Source organism: Rickettsia montanensis str. OSU 85-930, from assembly GCF_000284175.1.
GTDB classification, from domain to species: Bacteria; Pseudomonadota; Alphaproteobacteria; order Rickettsiales; family Rickettsiaceae; genus Rickettsia; species Rickettsia rickettsii.
Genome location: NC_017043.1, coordinates 1,128,808 through 1,152,138, shown reverse-complemented (window position 1 = coordinate 1,152,138; position 23,331 = coordinate 1,128,808). Strand labels below are relative to the sequence as shown.

The following is a 23,331-nucleotide window of genomic DNA, read 5'->3' as shown; positions in this document are numbered from 1 at the left end:
GTAGTGATACGAAGTTTAACTTGGAAAAGAGTAATCGGTCTGTAAGCCGAGTAGCGGAGCGTATATTAAACGTTCAGCATCCGAGGTCTTACAAAGACATTGTTGCTAATTTTTCAAGTGGGGCGAGTATCAAATTTAATATCAAGTTCTTCAGTTAAAATAGCCATTAATTCAAGCCCTGCTCTATTTGTCCATTTGCCTTGTTCATAAAAAAAATGATAAGGACCGCTAACCGGCGACGACAACCAAATTTCTTTGGCGGCACTTTGTTTATTTATTACATATACCCCTTGATCAGTATCAAGGTTTAATATATCGCCTTGTAAATCTACATCTATACTTGCTTCTTTATCCTGCTCTTCTATCTTTTCTGCTATATATGCAATTGTTGTCTCGGCTATTTTACTAAATTCACTATTATTCATGATAACATCCCTTAAGTAAATAAAAATATACGCAAATCAACTTCAAAAAGAGCAAGGAGTCTATAAGGCAAGGAGCGGAGCATATACTTAATACGTGAGCACCACAGCTCTTATAAGACGACGTAGCCAATTTTTGAAGTTCATCGAGTAGATGGTTTTTCAGGATCAATTGCCGGCTCAGGTACTTTAATCAAACTTTTTCGATAAGTTTCAACGAATCTATTATGATCATTAAGATTGTTAGAAAAATTATGCCCGCCTTTACCGTCAACTACAAAAAATAATGCATCCGTTTTAGCAGATTTTACCACTGCTTCTAAAGATTTTAACGACGGACAAGAAATCGGACCGGGTGGTAAACCTTTTATATAATAAGTATTATAGGGTAGTTCTTGCAATAAATCTTTTTTTGTTAAAGCTCTTGCTAATTTAAATTTTCCTTCAGTCAAAGCATATATAGTAGTCGAATCGGCTTGTAGCTTCATATTTTTCTTTAAACGATTAATGAATACTGCTGCTATAATAGGCTTTTCTGCATTTGAGCCGGCTTCTTTTTCAATTATTGAAGCTAGCGTTAATACCTCAAGTCTAGTTTTTAATGGAGAATCCGGTGCAAGATTTTGCATTACTTTATCTAAATTAGCAGACATTAAATTTCTCATGTGATCAATTATCTGCTCTTTTTGATCACCATAAGAAAAAAAATACGTGGAAGGCATTAAAAAACCTTCAGGTATTATCCCTTTTATTTCTCCAAGTAATCGACTTTCTTCATTAATTTTCTTTATAACTTCACTAACTACCGTACCTTCCGGGACAACTATCTTATGTATTATAGATTTACCGCTTGCTAATATTCTTAAAGTTTGCAGAGGCGATATATTACGAGTAAACACATATTCACCGCTTTTAAGAGGTCTTTTTATAGAATAAATTTTAGCAATTACCTTAAAAATTCTTGGATATTTGATTACTTCATTAGAATAAAGTTTTGTAACTATTTGATTTACGGATAATTTAGGTTCAATAATTATCGTTTTATTTTGAGTAAGATTACCCGGCACAAAAATATAAAATATACTAAAATTCAGTAAAGTAATAAATATAGTTAGAGATACTATAACTAAAAAAAGTGTAGTTTTTAATAGGTTGTTTAACATAATAACTATTATTTTTATAAGGCTTAGAAATATTGATAAAACAATACCACAAAATATGGTTTTTTCTTGACATTTGAAATAACATATAGTAAAACTAACTTTTTTTTTGCTAAATCAATCAATAGTTTGAATATTTGGTAATTAAAATATTAAAATTAGATGACTAATGAGCAACAAATTAATAACGCAAACCAATTTACTATAACAATAGTATACTCCTGTAAAATGAAAAGTTAGAATTTTTATTACAAACAAAAAATATAAATCTTTATTCATAGTTCATATTACTATACCGGCGTTAATACTGATCTTATAATGGGCATTATATATTATGATACAAGATCACAATACCGATCTAAAACACGAAGAACATACTGAAAGGTTAAAAGCTTTACAAAATAAGTTAGGAAACTTATCCGGTTTCTTGACAACAATGCGTTCTGATAACAATGAGGAATACAAAAAAATTTCCAATGATTTAAAAATTTTAATGAAACAAATTAATACTATAAGAAAAAACATGGAAATATATTTTGTTATTATATTAATATTAATGTTTATTATAATTCAGAAAATGTTGTGGACCACCAGTTTCAAGTATTAATCTTTCTCTTTTAATAACTTTATTTTAGGTTCTAAGAACTCCTGTTTAATAATTTCTGCAGCTATATAAGAAGGTACAGCGTCATCTTGATCACCTGATACAAGCAAATTTTCCAAGCTAAGCTCATCGTGTCTAAATCTTTCTGAATTTAGCTGTAATCGGTTTGATTTAAATCCTAATTGCTGCAAAATTTTTTGGCTTTCTATTACCTGCTCATAAGCTTTTTTAGAATTAAATAATAACTCTTGAAGCTTATTACTAATAAGATTAGCTCGGCAATTAAATTGGACAAATTCCGGAATTATTTCTTTATCGGCTATAATATTTATCAACGTAACATATTTTATTTTTATCAATAGCCTGATAATAAAAAAGCTTATAAGACTAACTTTATAAGCCACAATCATAGGAGTACCGGAAGCTGCTATCTCTAAAGTATTAGTACCGGATTTTGCTAAAGCTACATCCGCAACAGCATAAGTTTTAAGTCTCTCACTTGAAAATAAATAATTAAACTTAACATCTTCTAGAAACGGTTTTATTATTGCCTCATGAGCAGGATGTACAAGAGTAAATATAACTTTAAGATTATTACAACTCTTGAATATTTCTTCAATAGAAGAAACAAAAACCGATAAATGCCTTAGAATCTCACCCTTTCTACTACCAAGAGTAACACACAAAACTCTCTCATTCTCATCTATTTTAAACTCTTCACGTAAAGCTATTTTATCACTATAAAACTCTTGCTCCATAATCGGATGACCTATATATCTACAATCAAGACCAACTTTAGTAAAATATGGAGGTTCAAACGGTAGTAAAGCAAATAAACAATCATAAATTTTAGCGTATTTTACTGCCCTACCCTCTTTATATGCCCAAACTGACGGTGCAACGATATGAATCATTTTCAGCTTTGGTAAAAGTTTCCTTACTCGCTTTGCCACACGATAAGTAAACCCTGGTGAATCTATGGTAATTAATAAATCAGCTTTACTATTTATTATATCCTCCACAGTTTTATCAATTAATTTTTTAAGCTTAAAAATATGAGGCAAAATTTCTACAAAACCCATTAAATTTATGGAAGTAATAGGAAATAAGCTTTTAAAGCTACCGGCTTCCTCCATATATTTGCCGCCAACACCAACAAACTGTACAGCATCATTCACAAAGCTTGATACAGGTGAATTTAGTTGTACTCCTGTATTGTTTTTTAAATGCCGCATTATACGACCACCTACAAAGTCTCCTGACACCTCACCAGCTATAAAGTAAATTTTTGTCATTAAAGATAGTTATTTTTTAAGGTTCTCAATTTCTGTTTGTAATCGCTCTATTTCTTTTATAGATACTTCAGTAATCTCATGTATTTCTTCTATCGAGTTTTGTTCATTAACATCTTTTTTGCTATTTTTATACTTTTTGTAACTTCGCCTTCTTGTATACCTTCTTGTTTACTTTTTTCCTTCCCTCTTCTATTCCTTTTGCCATATCTTGCTCTCTACCTTTTTCTTCAGCAGAAACTATATAATCACGCTCTTTATAGCTTTTATTCATATAGGCACGATAAATTATTTGCTCTTTAGGAGTAATCTTAAGTATATCAAGACGTCTTGCTACTTTCTTCATATATGGTGATTTAAAATCTTTCTTAACTTCAGAATGTTTTACTACATATAGCCATTCATCCAATTCATCTCTTATAACATCATTAAATAATGGTACTGATATTACAACATATTCTGGAAATACATTATATAAATCAAATATTTTACCTCTCATATCTCCCAAAGAAAATTTCATAGGGTGTTTTTTATCAACTTCTCTAAAAATAGTCTTACCGTGATATAAAGGTGCTTTCATATTATCAAAAGGAAAATACAATAAATTAATATGAAATATTTTTTTATAGTAGAATAATCCTCGCTCTTAAAAATACTATCAACTATTAATCTACTAGAATTAAAACAAGCTTTATGCATAAAAAGGTTTGTATAGGATTTATCTATTTCTACTACTATATTTATGCCCTTATTCATCTTCCACAATGACATCTGCTACGCTAGATTTTAAGCTATCATTTTCTTTATTACTGCCACTTTTTAGTAGGGCTTTTATTTTAACAGAACTATAACCAGCATCTTTAAGAATAGCCGAAATAAATCCCTCGACTATTTCATAATCCCCTTTATTTTTTAACAAATATTTTATAGCGTAATCAAAACTTATTATATTATAGTACTCATATCTTTTATCCTTAAATATATTGCAAAAAATGAAGACAGTATACGAAGATCAACTTCAAAAAGAGCAAGGAGTCCACAAGGCGAGGAACGCAGCGTATATTTAACACGTGAATGCCGAAGCTCTTGTAGGACGACGTAGCATTTTTGAAGTTGATCTTCGTATACATATTATTAAATTCCATTTTACGGTAACTCAAAACTTCCGCAATATGCACTTTCAAGACCTTATCAACATTCTCAAAATCGGCAATCGTGCGCGCTACTCTAAGTATTCGGTTATAAGCACGCAATTGATAAACGAAATTTATTTGCCTCTTCATTCAGTAAACCTTTACCTTCATCCGCAGGCATAGCGTAATCTATTAACAACTGCCCATCTAATCTGTTATTTGTTTTAATATTATAGCCCTCATATCTCTTTTCTTGAATTAAACGTACTTTCTCGACTCTTGCAGCTATATATTCAGATTCTTCCTCAGAGTTATCTACAATCAAGTCATAATTATAAACATTAATACTAGATACTTCTATAGGCAAATCAAATCTATCCATAATAGGTCCAGATACTTTCATTTGATAGTCGCTAGCACATATAAGAATCGCCTCAATAATCGCGTTTACAAGGATTCATAGCTGCTATTAACTGGAAATTTGCTGGATATTTTATATGAGCATTTGATCGTGAGATTAGTATTTCACCGTTTTCAATAGGCTGTCTTCATGCATCAATAACATGCTGTGGAAATTCAGGTAGTTCATCTAAAAATAATACTTCGTTATGAGCTAGCGTAATTTCCCTAGGTTTTACTTTTTTTCCGACACCGCCACCGACCATAGCGGCCAGTGAGCATGAATAATGTGGAGTTCTGCACGGCCTTGCTTTGGTAAGTTTACCGTCTAAAAATTTTCCTGCAATACTCGTAATCGTGCTACATTCTAAAATTTCTTTTGTAGACATTTTAGGTAGTATACCGGGAAGACAGGCAGTAAGTCTTGATTTACCGGTTCCGGGAGGACCGAACATTAAAAGGTTATGCCCACCTGATGCTACAATTTCTAAAGCTCGTTTAGCAATTTTTTGACCTTTTATATCTTTTAAATCGGGATAATTTATCGGCTCATCTTGTAGCTTAGCTTCCGGAGGAGTTAAAACTTGTGAACCTTTAAAATGATTTACTAGTTCAATTAAATTACCTGCAACAAGTATATTATCATTACCTGATCAAGCAACTTCCGAGCTGTTTTTACTTGAACAAATAAGACCTTTACCTCTAACAGAAGCCCCAATCGCTGCAGGTAAAGCTCCGCTTACCGGTAAGATTGAACCGTCTAATGATAGCTCTCCTATTATCAAATATTCCGCAATTTCAAGTTCAGGTAAAATATTCATTGCGGTAAGTATCGCACAAGCAATCGCAAGATCGAAGTGGCTTCCTTCTTTTACTAAATCTGCCGGAGCTAAATTTATTAAAATCTTTTTAGTAGGTAGTGCAAGCCCTATAGAAGGTAACGCTGCTTTAACTCGTTCTTTTGATTCAGCTATAGTTTTATCGGCAAGTCCTACTATAGTAAAAGCAGGGATACCCAGTGATATTTGTACCTGCACGTCAACATCGATAATATCAATTCTATTAAACGTTAGACTTGCTATATGCATTATCATGAAATCTTTCTTAAAATGCTATTTTGCTAGGTTGTAGATGTTATTGCATGGATACTACTAAATCGTCATTGCGAGCAGCCATAGGCTGCGTGGCAATCTCATGAAATAATAACAAAATCCTGAGATTGCTTCGTCAATTACTGACGTAATTTCCTCGTAATGATGAAAAATAACAATCTTATCTCAACCATTGATCGAAAAACATACTATAGAACAAACTTAGCTAAGTCAAGATTAGTTATTATTTTTGATAATTGATTTTCTACGAATTTATTATCGATAGTTATTTTTTTGCCTTTCATTTCACTAGCTTCAAAGCTTATATCCTCAAGCAAATTTTCAAGTATAGTATGCAGCCTTCTAGCCCCTATATCTTCGACTTCTAAATTAACAGTGATCGCATAATCCGCTATCTTCTCAATAGCAGAAGCATCAAATTCAAGACGCACGTCTTCAGTACCTATTAACGCCGAATATTGTTTTATTAAACTAGTTTCAGGCTCAAGCAATATTTTAATCATATCATCTTTGGTAAGCGAATTTAATTCTACTCTAATCGGTAACCTTCCTTGTAACTCCGGTAATAAATCAGAAGGTTTGGCAATATGGAAAGCACCGGAAGCAATAAATAATATATGATCGGTTTTAACCGGTCCATATTTAGTATTAATCGTCGTGCCCTCTATCAAAGGTAGCAAATCTCTTTGCACTCCCTCTCTACTTATTTCGGCATTTTTTGCCCCGGAACTACCAGTCGAAGCTATTTTATCAATTTCGTCAATAAAAACTATACCGTCATTTTCAGCTAAATTTATAGCTTGCTGAATAATTTTTTCTTGGTCTATTAATTTTTCTGATTCTTCAGGTATAATAATAGCCATAGCATCTTTAACTAGCATTTTTTTTGTTTTAGTCTTGCTGCTGCCAAGGGCTCGTCCAATCATATCGCCAAGATTAAGAACGCCCATAGATGCTCCCGGCATGCCCGGTATTTCAAAACTTCCACAGCCGACAGGTGTAGTATCAGCTACGCTAATTTCAATTTCCGTATCATCAAGTTCGCCGTTTAAAATTTTTTCTTTGAACTTTTCTCTAGTCTCACTACTAGAAGTTTTACCTACTAAACTATCTAATATTCTCTCTATCGCTTTTTCACGGGCACTAATATCTACTTTCGTTTTTGCTAAAGTTTTTTCAGTATTAACGGCTATTTCGACTAAATCACGAATTATTGATTCTACATCACGCCCTACATATCCAACTTCGGTAAATTTAGTTGCTTCAATTTTATAGAAAGGAGAACTAGTCAGCTTTGCAAGGCGTCTTGCTATTTCCGTTTTCCCGACACCGGTTGAACCAATCATTAAAATATTTTTCGGTACTATTTCATTACGTAAATTACCTTCTACTCTTTTACGACGACAACGATTTCTAAGTGCAATAGCAACGGCTTTTTTGGCCTTTTCTTGACCTACGATAAATCTATTAAGTTCATTCACTATTTGAGAAGGGGTAAGCCCCATAGGGTCTTTTTTATAAGTAGTTTTAGTAGCTTTCATACAACTTTTTCCATTATAATATTATGATTAGAAAATACACACAAATCTGCGGCTATATTCATAGATTTTAAAGCAATTTCTTCAGCAGTTAAATTATTCTCGTAAGACATTAGAGCGCGAGCGGCAGATAGTGCAAATAAACCACCTGAACCTATTGCTGCAACATTATTTTCAGGCTCTACGACATCACCGTTACCGGTTAAAATTAATATATGACTACGATCAGCAACAATCATCATTGCTTCCAAACGTCTCAAATATTTATCGCTACGCCAATCTTTTGCAAGCTCAACTGCACTTCTAAGTAAATTATGCTTATGTTGCTCTATCTTTACTGCAAGTTTTTCAAATAACGCAAGACCGTCAGCCGTAGAACCCGCAAAACCAGCAATAATTTTATTATTTGCTATAGTCCGAAGTTTTCGTGCTGTAGATTTTAGTACGGTATTACCATGCGAGACTTGTCCATCTGCTGCTATAATTATTTCTTCGTTCTTTTTTAAACAAAGTATTGTTGTGCCGTGTAAGGTTAAATTATCTGACATAATATAAAATTTATTGATATTAAGTTGTTAATTAAGTACTATTAGAATTACTGTTAAGACGAAGTTTAATTTGGAAAAGAGCAAGGAGTCTGTAAGCCGAGGAGCGGAGCGTATATTAATACGTGAGCATCCGAGGACTTACCAAGACGACTTAGCCAATTTTCCAAATTAAACGAGTATACTTGACTAATCCAATTTAATTAATTATTGTCCCTTGAATTTTCAAGGCTTAAACTTAAATAATGAATATATACGCAATATACATTAACTTCACACAAAAAAATAATAATTTTATTGTTATTGAAGAAGGTTTTTCATGGACAGCGGCTCTTTTAAGTATATTTTGGGCATTATACCATAAAATGTGGTTAGTTGTTGCTATTGCCGTAATAGCAAATATAATCGTTACGGCGATTAATATCGAAGAGTTAAAGTTTATATTTAAGATAGCCTTAATATTAGGCTTCGGCTTTTTTGCTTCAGATATTAGAGAAGATTATTTAAAAAGAAATAATTACCGACTAGAAGATATAATAATTGCCAACTCTAGAATTGAAGCTGAATTAAAATTTCTAAAACGTAGTATGCTTGTTTAACAGAAACGTAGTTTCATAAATATTAAATCGTCATTGCGAGCAGTCGTAGACTGCACGGTAATCCAGAAAAAAAATTAAAGAAATGCTAAAATTAGCATTTCTTACTGGGTTGCTTCGTCAAAACTTACATTTTTTACTCGTAATGATGGAAAATCAAGCCATGCAATAAAGCTTTTAACATGAATAAAATGATGTATAACAAAGAAAATGTTTTTGCAAAAATCATAGGTAAAAACCTTCCGGCAGAAATAATTTATGAAGACGAACAAATTTTAGCATTCAAAGATATAGCACCCGTAGCACCTGTACATATTATCGTTATACCTAAAAACGAATATATAGATTATGCCGATTTCATTTCTAAAGCTTCTACAGACGAAATAAAACATTTCTTTGCTAAAATTTCTGATATAGCAAATGAAGCGGGTTTAGATAAAGACGGTTATCGTTTAATAACTAATAAAGGCGAGAAATCGGGACAAACTATTTTTCATTTCCATTTCCATATTATCGGAGGTGAAAAACTCATCGGATTAATAAATAATGACTAAAAAATACAATATTGCAGTAATCGGAGCTACAGGAAATGTAGGGCGTGAAACTCTAAATATTCTAGCTGAGCGTAATTTCCCCATTAATAAAGTTTATGCTATAGCTTCAGATAGCTCTCTAGGGCGGGAAGTAAGCTTTGGAGAAAAAATACTACAAATTAATAGTTTAAAAAGTTTACATTTTGACGATATCGATATTGCTTTTTTTTGTGCAGGTTCAGAAGTTTCAAAAGAATTTATACCAAAAGCTACTGCTAGTAATTGTGTAGTTATCGACAAATCCTCACTTTTTAGAGTTGATAATCAAGTGCCGTTAATTGTACCTGAGGTTAATTTATCAACACTTAAAGAGTTTAATACTAAAAATATCATAGCTAACCCTAACTGTATCGTCATTCCGCTTGCAGTAGCATTAAAACCGCTAGATAATGAAATAAAGATTAAAAGAGTAGTGATATCTACTTATCAATCAGTATCAGGAGCAGGTAAAGCAGGAATGGACGAACTCTACGACCAAACAAAATCTAAATATATTTTTGGAGAGAATGATCCTAAGAAATTTCCAAAACAGATTGCATTTAATCTTTTTCCTCATATAGGTGATTTAAATAAAGATGGCTATACAAGTGAAGAAGCAAAAATTGCTTCTGAACTAAACAAAATTATAGGTAATCACTTTAAAGCTAGCGTTACTTCTGTTAGAGTACCGGTATTTATCGGTCATTCTATATCGGTTAACATAGAATTTAACGACAAAATTGATGCCAAAGAAGTCGAAGAAATATTACAAGATGCCGATGGAATTGTTACAATTTCTAATAATAATGACCTTGCGTATATCTCACCCGTTGAAGTAGTAGGCGAAGATGCCGTATATGTCTCCCGAATTAGAAATGACGTAAGTAAAGATAATACGATAAATTTATGGATCACATGTGATAACTTACGTAAAGGAGCAGCTTTAAACAGTGTTCAAATTGCTGAAGAATTAATTAATAATTATTTATAATATAACTAAATATGAATAATAAAAATAATAATCTAAATAAAAAAAACCCGCTAGTAATAGCATTAGGCGAATGTAGAACAGCTTTTTGGATAGTCTTTTGGTTTGCTTTTGTAATCAACTTACTAATGTTAATTACTCCTCTTTACTCACTACAAGTTCTTGATAGAGTCCTTGGAAGCGGTAATCTACAAACATTATTATTTTTATCAATAATAATCGCATATATTTATTTTGTTTACGGATTATTACAAATTGCTCGTTCTTTTACACTTATAAAGGTAGGAGAATGGCTTGATAGAACAGTAGCTCCCGTAATTTTTGCTTCTTCAATTTCTGCAGCTGCAACACGAGCAAATATGGGTTCTAGCCAATTATTACGTGATTTTCAAACCGTCAAAACATTCCTAACAAGTACCGGAATTAATACTTTATTCGATGCCCCTTGGAGCCTTATCTATATTGCGGTTATTTTTTCAATTCATCCATATATCGGTCTTATTACCGTTTTTGGTGCAATTATAATAGTTTCAACCGCTTTCTTTAACGCTGCAGCTACTAATAAAACACTCGGTGAAGCTACCGAATTTTCGATAAAAGGTATGACACAAGCCGATATTGCAAACAGAAATGCAGAAGCAATTGAAGCAATGGGAATGATGAAGAATGTTACAAAAAATTGGCATAAATTTAACATATTAGCACTTGATAAGCAATCGGTTGCTAGCTATCGTAACGGTGTTATTTCTAACTTTTCAAGGTTTATCCGTAATATAATGCAAATGGCTGTTACCGGAGTCGGTGCTTACATTGTTGTAAAATCTCACAGTGCAGATATGACTCCCGGTAATATGATTATGAGTTCTATCATAGTCGGTAGAGCTCTTGCTCCTTTCGATAATGCTATTGACTTATGGAAAAGTATTAGCGGTGCTATTAAATCATACAAAAACATTAATAATTTATTTAACACTTATTCTTCTAGAGACGAAACGATGCCAATTCCGAACGTTGATGGTCATCTTACTGTTGAAAATATTTATTATGCTCACCCTATACCGAAACATTTACCGCAACCTCCCGTACCGAAATATATCTTAAAAGGCGTTAGTTTTGCAGTACAACCGGGCGAAATTTTAGCAATTATCGGTCCTTCGGCTACAGGAAAATCAACTTTAGCTAAAATCATAGTCGGGGTATGGAAAGAATCATCAGGTTCCGTACGTTTAGATAGTGCTGAAATTTATCGTTGGAATAGAGAAGATTTCGGTAGACATGTCGGCTATCTTCCTCAAGGAATAGAACTTTTTAGCGGTAGTATTAAACAAAATATAGCTAGAATGGAAGAAGATGCCGATCCGCAAAAAGTTATTGAAGCAGCTAAAATAGCCGGAGCTCATGAAATGATATTAAGATTTCCTAACGGTTATGATTCTGATATCGGTCCTGCAGGCTCTAATCTATCAGGTGGTCAAAGACAGCGCATCGGGCTTGCGAGAGCTTTTTACGGTAATCCAAAACTCATCATTTTAGATGAGCCTAATGCTAATTTAGATGAGGCAGGTGAAGTTGCCCTTGCAAGTGCCTTAAAACAAGCAAAACTTAAAGGAATAGCAGTTCTTGTAATTTCACATAGACCATCCGTATTATCCGTTGTTGATAAAATTCTAATATTACAGGATGGAGCCATTGCAGTTTACGGAACGGAAGAAGAGATTCAAAAACACTTTAAAACTTTAAAAAGCGGTACAATTCATATTAATAACTAAAGTGTCATATCGTGACTTGATTGGCATTGTTGCGTGGCTTCCAAATCATCATTGCGAACGAACGTTAGTGAGCGTGGCAATCTCATGAATTCTATCGAGATTACTTCGTCAATTACTACGTCATGTCCTCGCAATGACGCAAAATACAAACAATGCTGACTAAATATAATAATGATTAAATATTATGCAGGACTTAAAACACAATAAACCTCAAATTACTCCGGAACAATTAAAACAATTATTGTCCTTAAGAGAAGATGCGTTAAACCTTAAAGGTCAAAGTTCTAAACGTAAAGCTTTAATAAATACTACATTAAAGAAAACCTCTCATGCTATAGAATTCTTATTAGTAAAACTTGATAGGTTTGTTAATTTTATTACCAAGAAAACCGATAAAGATCGTAATAACGTAGCCCAAGCTGCAAGGTCACCTATACTTTTCGGTATTTATGTTATGATCTTTTTAGTATTAATAGGCGGATTATGGGCGGCTCTTGCTCCGCTTGATAGTGGTGCTGTAGCTGTCGGTATCGTAATGCCAAGCACAAATAAAAAAACGATTCAACATCATGAAGGCGGAATAATCAATGCCATTTATGTGAAGCAAGGTGATAAAGTCAAAGAAGGCGATAAATTAATAGAGCTTGAAGAAACTAGAATAAAAAGCGAACATGAAAATATTCTTGGTCAGTACCGTAATTTTTTAGCAACTGAAAATCGTTTAATTGCCGAACGTGATAATTTAGAACAAATCGAATTCTCTGATTTTCTAATACAGGATATCAATTTACCGGAAGTAGCTAAAATAATTCATACGCAGGAAAATTTATTTAGATCTAGAAAAGAAGTATATAACTCAGAGAAAGATGCATTACATCAAAATATTGCTCAACTTGAGAAAAAAATTGAAGGTTTAGAAGCAAAAAAAGTTGCCGCCTCCAAAACTGCTGAAGTTTATCAAGACCGTTTAAAAGCTTTAAGAACGTTAAAAGAAAAAGGCTTTGTACAAAAAGCAGCCTTATTAGACCAAGAGGCAAAAGTTGCCGCTTCAAAAAGCGATGTTGCAACAACTGAAGCCGAAATAGCAGGAATACGCCATGCTATTACCGAAACTCAAATTAAAATTATAAATCAACAAAATAAATACACTGAACGGACTTTAACAGAGCTTCGTGAAGCTCAAGTACAAACCGCATCTCTTAAAGAAAAATATAATGCCCTGACGGATTCGCTTAATCGTGTGATAATCAGATCACCTGTTGACGGTATAGTTAATAATTTAAAATATCATACAATAGGCGGTGTTATAAGTCACGGACAACCTATTATGGAAATTTCGCCAACTAATGACCCATTAATAATAGAAGCAAGGGTATCTCAAAAAAACATTGACTCAGTACATGAGGGATTAGTTGCAAAAATACGTTTCAGTGCATTTAAATCAAGAACAACTCCAACATTTACCGGTAAAGTAGTAAGCATATCTCCCGATATCGTACAAGATGAAAGACAGCATCCGGGACAACAGCAAGATAATTATTATGTTGCAAGAGTTGAAATCGATATGGATGAATTTAACAAAGTTGCTAAGGTTAAAAATCTTGAATTACACCCCGGTATGCAAGCTGAGGTACAAATCGTAACAGGTACTAGAACACTACTTAGATATTTACTTGATCCCGTTACTGATACTGCATTTAAAGCTTTCAGAGAAAAATAGATAATTTGAAAATTTTAAGTTAGATAACTTTACGGAACCTAAATATTTTAACAATATTTATTAAAAATTCTTAATCCTTTATTGACTTTGAACCAAAAGAAGTATAGCTTATTTTGTAATCCAATTATATGTAAAGGTTATGTTAGGCTACGAGAAGGAACAAAGAAGTTTAAATACAGAACAAAAACAAGCAGTCGGATTACTTTCTATAGGTACATTTCTAGAGTATTTTGACCTTATGCTTTATGTGCATATGGCGGTGCTTTTAAATAATTTATTTTTTCCGGAATATGATCCTTTCACTTTTTCGTTGCTTACTGCCTTTTCTTTCTGTTCTACCTATTTGCTAAGACCTATAGGAGCATTAATATTTGGGTATATAGGCGATCATTTTGGACGTAAGATTGTAGTTGTTTTAACTACCCTATTAATGGCTATTACTTGTGTGATTATAGGCAGCATGCCAACATATGCACAGATAGGTATAACAGCCTCTTGGGTTCTTACTATATGTCGTATAATTCAAGGTATGTCAGCAACTGCAGAAGCACGAGGTGCAGAGCTGTACTTAACCGAAAATTCATCTCCTCCTATACAATATCCATTAGTCACAATTATAACTGTATTTTCTGCCGTAGGCACTACGGTAGCACTAGGTATTGCATCAATTTTTACTAATCAAAATATTTATCACCATGAATCAAGTTGGCGTATAGCCTTTTTCGTTGGTGCAACTATCGCTTTTGTAGGTACTATTGCAAGGACTAGTTTAAAAGAAGCAGATGCATTTTCAAATAAAAGAAACAAATTAAAACTAAGACTTCAAGAAAATAATATTATGCTTGAAGAAATTGACAAAGATATTCTAGATCAAAAAGTTCCAAACACCACTTCTATTTGGTATTTCTTTATCCAGTGTGCTAGACCACCGTGTTTTTATTTCGTATATATATATTGCGGTGATATATTAAAAAGAGAATGCGGATTTACTCCAAGTCAAATTATAAATCAAAATTTTTGGGTATCTATAATAGATTTACTCGGTATTATCGGTCTTGCATTTATTAGCTATAAAATCCATCCTTTAAAAATCCTAAAGGTAAAATTATATCTATTTTTTACCTCTCTCATTTTTTTTCCTATAATGTTAAATTATAACCCTACTCCTTTATATATTTTTATTTTTCAATGTTTAGCTGCATTATTCGTATTTGATCACGTACCAGCAGCTCCTATATTTTATAAATATTTTCCGGTTTTTAAGAGATTTACATATACTAGTATGCTAAGTGCAATAGCAAAATTATTTACTTATATTATAACGTCATTTGGTTTAGTTTATATTACCAATTATCTAGGATATTGGGGATTATTTTTAATTTTCATTCCGGTAGGTATAACTTTCTTTATGGGAGTAACTTATTTTGAGAAAATGGAAACGAATCGAAATTTATAATTTTATTAAAAGTAGAATTTATATTAAACTTTAAATTATTTTTATGACATTCAGCATATATCAGCTCTGAAACTGAAGGTATTTCAAGTATTTCACTTAACACTAAAAAGCTTTTTAATGTCTCTTTAATTATTTTATGAGCTTTTTCAGGCGATTTTGCTTCCAAAGTTTGTAAATTATGTATTCTATCAAAAAGTTTTATAAGAGCAGTATCGTATCTTTTTTGTTTAATTAATAAAATAAGACTTTTCTCACTACTTATTTTTCCCCAAGGTTTAATTCTAGTTAGACCTGTTACATGCCTTGCTACTTCTGCATCAAAAATATTGCTAATCATTTCTTCAGTAAGTGCAGTATCTTCAATAGTGTCATGAAGTAATGCAGCTTGTAGCATTCTAAAAGTAAAGAGTTTAGGCACTTCTTTTGCTACAAATTCCGCTACCATAATTGTTACTGCGATTGGATGAGAATAATAAGGGTCACCTGATTGACGCATTTGCTCACCATGATATTTACGAGCATAATAAATACCTTTTTTAACTTCTCTAATATCGATAGGTTGTTTTACTTGGGTATTTAAAAATAAAAGCCTTTCGATTAATTTATCTGAATATTTACAGCTTTCAAAATTTTTTTCCCAATATTCTATATCCTTCATCAAATCGCCCCATTCTATATATATTATTTTATTGTTTTTTTTATGATTATATTTTATATTTTCTTTTTAAAATCCAATTATTATTTATTAAAAATCTCTATATTTAATAATTTTTCTATTTTTAATGCTAAAAAATAACTATATATTAAAAATAGTTTTTTACAAAGGTTTATATGTCATCCTTAACTATCACCTACATTTTTCTCATTACAAAAATATTTCTTTTTCGTCTGTATGGCTGAGGAAGTATTCTTTCGAAGTTTTTACAAAGAACATTACAAAATCTTTTACCAAAACAGCAGATTTTAGCTGTTATTATAGCATCTTTAATATTTGGGATCGCACATTTTTCAAGGCGGACTAATATATATATAATATAGCTTTAAGCACTATATGCGGTTTTTTTCTATGGTTATGCATATATTATGCTCTATGATAGTTCATTTCGGTCTAAATTTATGCCATGTATTATTATTTACTTATCCTACTCTTAAAACTTTGTGAAATAAATGTAATTTTAATAGACAAAGTTATAGAGTTTTTTTATTTACAAATAGTAAACATAATAACTAAGTTTTATGAACAAAGACATCCCTACGGATTTTATTACCTTCAGAATATGAGTTAGCAAGCTCAGTAATGCTGCTTTGACCCTATTTTTAATAGAAGCAACCTTATTATTCTTGTTTGGTTATTGCTGCTACTGTTGTTTCAATAATGAGCAAAAAGATATGGGGCTTGAATTAATCGGTGATCACCACGAACATGATAAATAATATTTTTTAATTATTGCATGGTTCTTAATTTCATTCCTGCGAAAGGCCTGCCTACGTGACTCGAAAATAGTCATTGCGAGGAAATTGCATAGCAATTGACTAAGCAATCTCAGGAGTTTGTTATTATTTCATGAGATTGCCACGCAGTCTACGACTGCTCGCAATGACGGGGTGGTATCCACGCAGGCAATGCCCAACCTACAATTTACTTGGATCAAAGCTAAAATTAATCTCTTTCCAATGGTTAAAGCGTGCAGAGTCAAGGTTTTCGATAGGGCTTGCTTGCCATACCGCTCTAATTGCATTATCCGCCAAAGCTTCACAAACACTAGCCGGAATATTAGGACAGATTTTTTCGTTAACCTTTACCTGCTCAACATTACCTGCTTTATCTAGCGTAATACTAATAATGACTTTTACCTTATTATTACCTCTAACTCCTGCCGGTACATTACTCCAATGTCTTTCAATTTGTCTTTTTATCAAAGATGTTTCACTATCGGAAAGAGGCAGCCCATCCGTATAAACCCCTTTAGCTTCTTTTGCATTATCAGCTTTTTTTGACCTTTGATGCTTATTGGATTTTACATTATCCCCTTCCGAAGATTGCTCTAAATTCCTCAGCAAAGAATCAAGCTCATCGGTTTTAGGTTCTTTTTTCTTCACCTCTTTATGTTTCTCAGCCGGTTTCTTTCCCTCTTTCTTTTCTTCGGGCTTCTTCTTTTCTTCTGCTTGTTTTTTTTCTTCTTCTTTAGGTTTTTCTTCCTTTACTTCTTCTTTCTTCTCAGGTAACGCTTCTTTTGCTTCTTCAGACTTTGGTTCTTCTATAGGTTTTTTCTCTTCTATTTTAGGCTTTTCTTCCATTGTTTTAGCCTCAGGCTCTTTTGCTTTTTCTTCTTTAGGCAAATCTTGCGGTTCTTCTTTTGGCTTACTCTGCTCAGATTTTTTAACGTCTTCGTTTTCTATAGGGGCTTCTTTTTGCTTTGTCTGAGTGATAATATTTGATTTATCGCTAACAGGTAACATTTCAAAAGTTATAGTTTGCTCTTCCGGTAATTTTTCAAAAAGTGACGGCATACCGAATAGAAAAAAATATAAAAGAAGTAAGTGCAGAACAACAGAGAAGCTAAGGAAAACCGTAAAATTATCCTTATTTTGATTACTTTTCATTATTTTTAATATTTGAAATAAGAGCTACACGAGAAAAGCCAGCAGCATGAATTTCGGCAACTATCTCTACTACCTGTCCATAAGAAACATTTCTATCGCCTCTTACAAAAATTCTAGCATCCTTTTTTTCTTTAGTGATATTTGCAAGCTTGTCGGTTAAATGCATTCTTTCTATTGGAATTTCAAGTAAGAAAATTTTGCCTTTATTATTGATAGTAACAACCAAAGGCTCATCCTGACCTGAAATCGGTTTTGAATTTGTCTCAGGCAAATCCACGTTTACTCCTGAAACAAGCATTGGAGAAGTAATCATGAAAATAATTAATAGCACAAGCATCACATCAACAAGCGGCGTAACGTTAATTTCGCTAACTACCGCTCTTTTACTTTTTCTATTACTTCCGGCAAGCTTTATAGCCATTACATTTTTTCCTGATCAATTGCCTTAGAAAGTATAGAGTTTAACTCACTAATAAAATCTTCAATCTTATTATTGATAAGAGTAATACGGGAAATCAGATAATTATAAAAAATTACTGCCGGAATAGCTGCAAATAAGCCTATCGCAGTTGCAAGTAACGCCTCGGCAATTCCTGGAGCTACTACGGCAAGAGAAGTATTTTTTGAAGTAGCAATCGATTGGAAGCTATGCATAATCCCCCAAACGGTACCGAATAAACCTACGAAAGGAGCACTTGATCCAACAGTTGCCAAGAAGCTTAAATTTTTCTCGAGCTTTGCGACTTCCCTATTTTGAGCTAAGTACATTGCCCCCGTTATACGCTCTTTATGGTTGTTTTTTAAGCCTTCAGAAAGCCCTTTAGTGCTTAAGCTTTTACACTCATCCATAGCTAAGACAAAAATTAAAGCTAGCGGATTATTAACCGACCTCTTTATGCTTTCATATAATCGCTCTAATACTCCACCGGACCAAAACACATTTTCAAATGCCCGCATGCTTTTCTGCACTTGCACTAGCTTAAATATTTTATCCAAAATAATAGCCCATGACCAAATAGAGGCAATAAGCAACATCAGCATAACTGACTTACCGATAATGTCGGAGGAGCTTATTAAAGAAAAAATCGATAAATGATCTTGCGTAACGACTTCTAAACCGTCGCTAATATTAGTATCGGCACTCATTGAATATATATCATTTAAATTATTCTAAAATTAAATAATATATTCATATTTTATTTTTGTCATTAGGTTATGTGAAAAATTTTAGTAATTAATTTAGTATGGCTTTTGAAAAACACTTCAGTGTCATACCGTGGCTTGACCACGGTATCCAGAAAACAACTAAAAATACTAAATAATATTAGTATTTTTAACTGGATTCCGTGAATAAATAACGAGGTGACACATATTTTTAAACCATTAATTTAATATCTCTTGACCTACGTTCATTGTTCATATAAAATGCCGCTCTTAAATTTAACTTAAAGTTGTATGTAAAATTAATTCAATATTTAAAGAAACTTGAATCTATAGCTTTTGGCCCATGGCTTAATAAATACAAACAATTATTTACCTCAGACGAATCAGAAATTGAGCTGTTTGATATAATCATCCAAGCTCAAGAAAATAAAAAACATTTTAATAAAGAGTTATTTATATTATCTAATAACGTTATTGAAAGAGAGAAAATAGAAGAGATAAAGCAATCAGAAGTTGTTATTATTTTTTCTTCGGACTATAGAGCAAATTTATATTCTATATTTACTTGATTAACTAACTTTCAGTTGGAACAATATGCTAGATTTATATTAAATCTTCCAAAGAATTATAAGGACTATGAAGACTATTTTTTACAAGAAAAACAACAAGACGGATATTCAAAAATCAAAGCTTTTAATTTTAATAATGTTCAAGATAAGAAATTCTTAGCGAGAAAATATTTCAATTTATCAAAGCACGAACCATCAAATAATTCCCATTGTTTCAAGAAAATACTTTAAAATTGCAAAAATACTTAGAATATCCTTATGAATATAATACTGCAATTGATAAATCTAAATTTCTAGGTTCTGTAGATAGCTATTATAATTATTCTTGTGATAATATATAAAAATTATATATTAATAAAATAATCATTTATTAAGAAAATTAATATGCTGAAATCAGAAAATATACAAAAATCCGATAAAGCTCCTAAAGTTATACGTAAAGACACTTTTTTTAGACCTTATGGCCTTCCATCTTACTCTATTTACTATATGGATGACGGCACAACTATATATCGTGAATCTGAATCACCTCATCATTATGATAAAGTTAAAATGATAGGTCATGATACCGGATATTTTCATAAATATTTTACTGGATTTGGGTTTGAATAGACATTACTTAGAAAGAATTGCTTTGTGAGTTAATTTAGCCTCTCGATGTCATTCCTAGCTAGAAGCAGGAATCCAGTAATAAAAAGTTCATACACTGTAAGTTTTTAATAATAATTCTATGTAAAATTTTAAACCTTTCCTATCACATTGTAGCAGTTCTTAAGCCCAACTAATACTAAATTATATTCATGAAAAATGCAGAACCTTCAATTACTTTTAAGCTTGATATTACCACGGTTTATAACACCCCCAATATATTATCAGAAAGTAACATAAGAAATTTTAGAAAAAACTTTTCCGGTCTTGATGTAGTAGAAATGGATAAAAACTTTTCATCTATACCAACTGTTGGTGCCGCTATAGAAGTAATGCATTATATATTTGTAGTGAAAAATCTACAGTAAGTAGCAAGAAAGCTACAGAAATTAAGCATTCACTAATACATAAATTAATGCCTAATTATCCATATGAAAGTTACACAAATCATGAATTGTTGAAAAATTATGAAATAATACAGAGACCAGGCTTTTTTGAATATCAATTAGATGGTGAACTCATAAAATGGATGCCGGATAAAATCATTTCTATACCACCTGATACGCTAACCAAAATTCAAATAATGAGTCTTGCCTTTCAATGTAGTATATTAAATAGACACAATGATGCTGCTAAAGAGATATTTAAATGTATAATTGCAGCAATAAATCTATATTTTAATTACTTTGCAAAAGAAGTTGAACAATATAGCAAATGTGCAGAATATCTACTCCCCGTGCTAAAGCTTATTGAACCGGAATCTAAGCTTAAAATTACCCAAGCACTAGTACCGTATATAAAATCCAGCTTAGATTTGTCAGGTCAATTCTCTGATTTATTAATGGAAAATAAAAATTTTGAAGAGGCAAAAGCTTTACTTGAAGAATCTATTTTTTCGTTAAATACTAATACTGAAAATCAGGTTTTAGCCCAGTGGTATTATAGAACAGGTCGTGTTTATGAAGAAACCGGAAGCTATGATATGTCCACTAAATGTTATGAACATGCTTTTGTGCCTCTACCCACACATCCAACAGCAGCCTATCATTTATGGTCTAATTATAGAATACAAGACGAATGTGATAAAGCTAATGACTTAATACAATATGTGCCGGTAGAATATATAAAATACATTCTAGAAATGTTAACTAATCCATATGAAATTTCTTATAAGACGTTAGATGTAATTAAAAAAATACCTTAGTTCCTTTCTATTCATCAATATCTGATGGCTGTGAATACATGGCTTTTTATAACAGAATTTCTAATAAAAAAAAATTAACAAAAACCAGCAATCAATATTAACCGAAAAACTAAAAGCAATTAGTGATACCCCACACAACATACTTCTAGCATTCTCACTTGCCCTATGTAGTAAGCAATTTAAAACGGCTTCTGATCTTTTAAATAAGATACCTGAGCATAAAATAAATTTGTATGAAAAGGCTATTATAAATATTATAAAACTTCGGAGTTACGTGGACCCAAATTATACGTTACCTCAAAATAATACTCTAACGTCCAATGAAAAAGCAGAGGTTCTTAACGCCGTTAATACCGGTTTAATAGCAGATAACGAGACTAAATTAACTTCTGAAAAATCTGAAAAGATTTTCTAAAATGTTGAAAATGCTCTGCAAAATGATTCTTGCAATGAAAACACCTTAGAAATTGGAGTAGTTACCGCCTTATTAAATAATAACCCAAAAAAGTACAAGAATATGCAAGTAAATTAAGTCAAAAAAACAAGAAGGGATTATTGCAAGCTATTCCCCAGATAATAAGCAAATAGAAAACTTAGAACAATTAACCCTTCAACAATATTATCAACTAAAAAAGAAACATGAATTTTATCTAGCCATTCAAAAGATTACCAACTGCAATAATAATTCTTGGAATATTCCTAAAGAAGGTCAAATTAAAATTGATAATCAGGAAGTAACAAAAGGTACGGCTAAATTTCTTGACAAATATAGAGGATTTGATTGTTACGGTACAATGTCTAAAAAAATCTATAATACCTTTGATAAAAGTAAAGTTACCTCTTTTGTTTCTGCTTTAAAAAAAGGCACAATATATCACAAACACGGAGTAAACGGAGTTAAACTTATTAAGGAAAATGCTTTTAAAGCTAAGTGGGACTGTGATGACCGATTATGTACGAATATATTATATTTTAATGAACAAGGGTTATTATTAAATGTTGATGAGTATGGTAACCATGCTGAAGTAAAAAAGTTTATTAGCGATCATCATTTGGAGTTTTATAATGTGGAGTGATTAACTTTAAGATGCTGCTTTGTTGTATGACTCGATTTTTATCGTCATTGCGAGGAAATTGCATAGCAATTGACGAAGCAATCTCAGGATATTTGACGAGATTGCTACGCAGCCTATGGCTGCTCGCAATGACGTGGTGGTATCCACGCAACAACGCCGCCTCGCAATGACGACATCTATATTTAATGAGCAATGCCTAAAACTTAGGATAATTTTGTAGTAGAACTTAAATAATCGTTGCCGTATTTCTCAATATAATCATCATGTTTACCTTTAAAATCAACAATCTTTTTCCTATAGGAAAGAGCAATAATTCCGATCGTACGTTACTAATATTACCGTACCATCAAAATCAATTAGAGATTTTTTAAGAGCTTCTCTTGACTCTATATCAAGATGATTTGTCAGTTCATCAAGAACCAAAATATTACTTTTTTCTAGCATCATTTTAGCAAGTAATAATCTTGCCACCTCACCGCCGCTTAAACTTAAAATATTTTTATTTACTTCATCACTGCGAAATAATACTTGTCCGAGCGTATTGCTAATTGTATTTTCCGTTTTTTTTCAGATTGCTTTTTAAGCCAATCAATAATACTAATAATAATACTAATATTTTCATTAAGTAGCTCATGATGGTCTTGAGCGAAATAAGATATTTGCGATTCATATCCCCACTCATAGCTACCTTGATCTGCTGATATTTTATTCATTAAGATTTTTAATAAAGTAGATTTACCGATATCGTTTGCACCAATAA

Annotated in this window: 28 protein-coding genes and 6 pseudogenes; 16 read left to right on the top strand and 18 right to left on the bottom strand. The window is 32.0% G+C overall.

Features of this window, described 5'->3' with window-relative positions; all coding sequences use genetic code 11:
- Window positions 1–113 precede the first annotated feature (113 nt).
- Both cyaY and mltG read right to left on the bottom strand, forming a co-directional pair.
- A complete protein-coding gene (gene cyaY, locus MCI_RS06210) occupies window positions 114–425 on the bottom strand; it encodes an iron donor protein CyaY (protein ID WP_014410136.1) in 312 nt (103 codons plus the stop codon).
- Between the two features lie 140 nt (window positions 426–565).
- Window positions 566–1,585, bottom strand: a complete 1,020-nt coding sequence (mltG, locus tag MCI_RS06205) for an endolytic transglycosylase MltG (RefSeq protein ID WP_014410135.1) — start codon at window positions 1,583–1,585, stop codon at window positions 566–568.
- 331 nt (window positions 1,586–1,916) lie between these two features.
- Here mltG and MCI_RS06200 point away from each other — a divergent pair, with 331 nt between their 5' ends.
- Entirely contained in the window at window positions 1,917–2,189 is a 273-nt protein-coding gene (locus MCI_RS06200; protein ID WP_014410134.1) for a hypothetical protein, read from the top strand.
- Here the strand turns inward: MCI_RS06200 and lpxB are convergent.
- From lpxB to hslV, 9 genes and pseudogenes are all read right to left on the bottom strand, one after another.
- Window positions 2,186–3,481: a lipid-A-disaccharide synthase gene (gene lpxB, locus MCI_RS06195; protein WP_014410133.1), complete on the bottom strand. Its 1,296-nt coding sequence runs from the start codon at window positions 3,479–3,481 to the stop codon at window positions 2,186–2,188. The two genes, MCI_RS06200 and lpxB, sit on opposite strands and share 4 nt — an antisense overlap.
- Before the next feature lie 9 nt (window positions 3,482–3,490).
- A pseudogene (locus MCI_RS06190) lies at window positions 3,491–4,079 on the bottom strand (hypothetical protein).
- A gap of 147 nt (window positions 4,080–4,226) precedes the next feature.
- Window positions 4,227–4,397: a hypothetical protein gene (locus MCI_RS10695; protein ID WP_014410130.1), complete on the bottom strand. Its 171-nt coding sequence runs from the start codon at window positions 4,395–4,397 to the stop codon at window positions 4,227–4,229.
- A 55-nt stretch (window positions 4,398–4,452) separates the two neighbouring features.
- Entirely contained in the window at window positions 4,453–4,761 is a 309-nt protein-coding gene (locus MCI_RS10690; RefSeq protein ID WP_269479124.1) for a hypothetical protein, read from the bottom strand.
- Complete coding sequence (locus tag MCI_RS10685; protein WP_269479123.1) at window positions 4,718–5,014, bottom strand: hypothetical protein; 297 nt, start codon at window positions 5,012–5,014, stop codon at window positions 4,718–4,720. The genes MCI_RS10690 and MCI_RS10685 overlap by 44 nt, the downstream gene beginning before the upstream one ends.
- Window positions 5,015–5,045: 31 nt before the next feature.
- Window positions 5,046–5,483: pseudogene (locus tag MCI_RS10095) on the bottom strand (ATP-binding protein); the annotation flags it as partial.
- A gap of 180 nt (window positions 5,484–5,663) precedes the next feature.
- A complete protein-coding gene (locus MCI_RS10090) occupies window positions 5,664–6,104 on the bottom strand; it encodes a magnesium chelatase domain-containing protein (protein WP_083837137.1) in 441 nt (146 codons plus the stop codon).
- Window positions 6,105–6,310: 206 nt separating this feature from the next.
- Window positions 6,311–7,663, bottom strand: a complete 1,353-nt coding sequence (hslU, locus tag MCI_RS06165; protein ID WP_014410129.1) for an ATP-dependent protease ATPase subunit HslU — start codon at window positions 7,661–7,663, stop codon at window positions 6,311–6,313.
- Complete coding sequence (hslV, locus tag MCI_RS06160) at window positions 7,660–8,208, bottom strand: ATP-dependent protease subunit HslV (protein WP_014410128.1); 549 nt, start codon at window positions 8,206–8,208, stop codon at window positions 7,660–7,662. The genes hslU and hslV overlap by 4 nt, the downstream gene beginning before the upstream one ends.
- A 70-nt stretch (window positions 8,209–8,278) precedes the next feature.
- On the opposite strand from hslV, the gene MCI_RS08045 reads away from it, so the two are divergent.
- From MCI_RS08045 to MCI_RS06130, 7 genes are all read left to right on the top strand, one after another.
- Window positions 8,279–8,380, top strand: a complete 102-nt coding sequence (locus MCI_RS08045) for a palindromic element RPE5 domain-containing protein (RefSeq protein WP_014410127.1) — start codon at window positions 8,279–8,281, stop codon at window positions 8,378–8,380.
- Between the two features lie 70 nt (window positions 8,381–8,450).
- Window positions 8,451–8,804: a DUF2628 domain-containing protein gene (locus tag MCI_RS06155; protein ID WP_014410126.1), complete on the top strand. Its 354-nt coding sequence runs from the start codon at window positions 8,451–8,453 to the stop codon at window positions 8,802–8,804.
- A 191-nt stretch (window positions 8,805–8,995) separates the two neighbouring features.
- Window positions 8,996–9,355 (top strand): HIT domain-containing protein, encoded by a 360-nt coding sequence (locus tag MCI_RS06150; protein WP_014410125.1) that lies wholly within the window; start codon window positions 8,996–8,998, stop codon window positions 9,353–9,355.
- Complete coding sequence (gene asd, locus MCI_RS06145) at window positions 9,348–10,364, top strand: aspartate-semialdehyde dehydrogenase (protein ID WP_014410124.1); 1,017 nt, start codon at window positions 9,348–9,350, stop codon at window positions 10,362–10,364. Before MCI_RS06150 ends, asd begins: the two co-directional genes overlap by 8 nt.
- Window positions 10,365–10,375: 11 nt before the next feature.
- Window positions 10,376–12,130, top strand: coding sequence for a type I secretion system permease/ATPase (locus tag MCI_RS06140; protein WP_014410123.1), 1,755 nt, complete (start codon window positions 10,376–10,378; stop codon window positions 12,128–12,130).
- 184 nt (window positions 12,131–12,314) lie between these two features.
- Window positions 12,315–13,850: an HlyD family type I secretion periplasmic adaptor subunit gene (locus tag MCI_RS06135; protein ID WP_014410122.1), complete on the top strand. Its 1,536-nt coding sequence runs from the start codon at window positions 12,315–12,317 to the stop codon at window positions 13,848–13,850.
- A 139-nt stretch (window positions 13,851–13,989) separates the two neighbouring features.
- Window positions 13,990–15,306 (top strand): MFS transporter, encoded by a 1,317-nt coding sequence (locus MCI_RS06130; RefSeq protein ID WP_014410121.1) that lies wholly within the window; start codon window positions 13,990–13,992, stop codon window positions 15,304–15,306.
- Here MCI_RS06130 and MCI_RS06125 read toward each other — a convergent pair.
- Window positions 15,257–15,964, bottom strand: a complete 708-nt coding sequence (locus MCI_RS06125; RefSeq protein WP_014410120.1) for an HD domain-containing protein — start codon at window positions 15,962–15,964, stop codon at window positions 15,257–15,259. The two genes, MCI_RS06130 and MCI_RS06125, sit on opposite strands and share 50 nt — an antisense overlap.
- Before the next feature lie 248 nt (window positions 15,965–16,212).
- Between MCI_RS06125 and MCI_RS10680 the strand changes: the two genes are divergently transcribed.
- Both MCI_RS10680 and MCI_RS10675 read left to right on the top strand, forming a co-directional pair.
- Window positions 16,213–16,344 carry a type II CAAX prenyl endopeptidase Rce1 family protein gene (locus MCI_RS10680; RefSeq protein WP_410526319.1) on the top strand — a complete coding sequence of 44 codons (132 nt, stop codon included), beginning with the start codon at window positions 16,213–16,215 and terminating at the stop codon, window positions 16,342–16,344.
- Between the two features lie 198 nt (window positions 16,345–16,542).
- Window positions 16,543–16,740, top strand: a pseudogene (locus MCI_RS10675) (hypothetical protein).
- Window positions 16,741–16,938: 198 nt separating this feature from the next.
- Here MCI_RS10675 and MCI_RS06120 read toward each other — a convergent pair.
- Genes MCI_RS06120 through tolQ form a run of 3 tightly spaced genes read right to left on the bottom strand, consistent with a single transcriptional unit; the run spans window position 16,939 to window position 19,056 of the window.
- Window positions 16,939–17,910: an energy transducer TonB gene (locus MCI_RS06120; protein ID WP_014410119.1), complete on the bottom strand. Its 972-nt coding sequence runs from the start codon at window positions 17,908–17,910 to the stop codon at window positions 16,939–16,941.
- Complete coding sequence (gene tolR / locus MCI_RS06115) at window positions 17,900–18,331, bottom strand: protein TolR (protein ID WP_014410118.1); 432 nt, start codon at window positions 18,329–18,331, stop codon at window positions 17,900–17,902. The genes MCI_RS06120 and tolR overlap by 11 nt, the downstream gene beginning before the upstream one ends.
- Window positions 18,331–19,056, bottom strand: coding sequence for a protein TolQ (gene tolQ / locus MCI_RS06110; protein WP_014410117.1), 726 nt, complete (start codon window positions 19,054–19,056; stop codon window positions 18,331–18,333). Before tolQ ends, tolR begins: the two co-directional genes overlap by 1 nt.
- A 305-nt stretch (window positions 19,057–19,361) precedes the next feature.
- Here tolQ and MCI_RS06105 point away from each other — a divergent pair, with 305 nt between their 5' ends.
- From MCI_RS06105 to MCI_RS10565, 6 genes and pseudogenes are all read left to right on the top strand, one after another.
- Window positions 19,362–19,643 (top strand): hypothetical protein, encoded by a 282-nt coding sequence (locus tag MCI_RS06105; protein WP_014410116.1) that lies wholly within the window; start codon window positions 19,362–19,364, stop codon window positions 19,641–19,643.
- A gap of 384 nt (window positions 19,644–20,027) precedes the next feature.
- Complete coding sequence (locus MCI_RS06100; protein ID WP_014410114.1) at window positions 20,028–20,255, top strand: hypothetical protein; 228 nt, start codon at window positions 20,028–20,030, stop codon at window positions 20,253–20,255.
- Between the two features lie 188 nt (window positions 20,256–20,443).
- Window positions 20,444–20,659 (top strand): hypothetical protein, encoded by a 216-nt coding sequence (locus tag MCI_RS09165; protein ID WP_198002906.1) that lies wholly within the window; start codon window positions 20,444–20,446, stop codon window positions 20,657–20,659.
- A gap of 47 nt (window positions 20,660–20,706) precedes the next feature.
- Entirely contained in the window at window positions 20,707–21,495 is a 789-nt protein-coding gene (locus tag MCI_RS10085) for a hypothetical protein (protein ID WP_232202651.1), read from the top strand.
- A 38-nt stretch (window positions 21,496–21,533) separates the two neighbouring features.
- A pseudogene (locus tag MCI_RS10080) lies at window positions 21,534–22,027 on the top strand (hypothetical protein).
- Window positions 22,023–22,442, top strand: a pseudogene (locus MCI_RS10565) (hypothetical protein); the annotation flags it as partial. The pseudogenes MCI_RS10080 and MCI_RS10565, both read left to right, overlap by 5 nt.
- Window positions 22,443–22,601: 159 nt before the next feature.
- Here the strand turns inward: MCI_RS10565 and MCI_RS08665 are convergent.
- The 3 genes and pseudogenes from MCI_RS08665 to MCI_RS10360 form a co-directional block, all read right to left on the bottom strand.
- Window positions 22,602–22,747: pseudogene (locus tag MCI_RS08665) on the bottom strand (polysaccharide polymerase); the annotation flags it as partial.
- A 118-nt stretch (window positions 22,748–22,865) separates the two neighbouring features.
- Window positions 22,866–23,066 carry an ATP-binding cassette domain-containing protein gene (locus tag MCI_RS10365; protein ID WP_041404127.1) on the bottom strand — a complete coding sequence of 67 codons (201 nt, stop codon included), beginning with the start codon at window positions 23,064–23,066 and terminating at the stop codon, window positions 22,866–22,868.
- Between the two features lie 8 nt (window positions 23,067–23,074).
- A complete protein-coding gene (locus MCI_RS10360; protein ID WP_332248945.1) occupies window positions 23,075–23,290 on the bottom strand; it encodes a hypothetical protein in 216 nt (71 codons plus the stop codon).
- Between the last annotated feature and the right edge of the window lie 41 nt (window positions 23,291–23,331).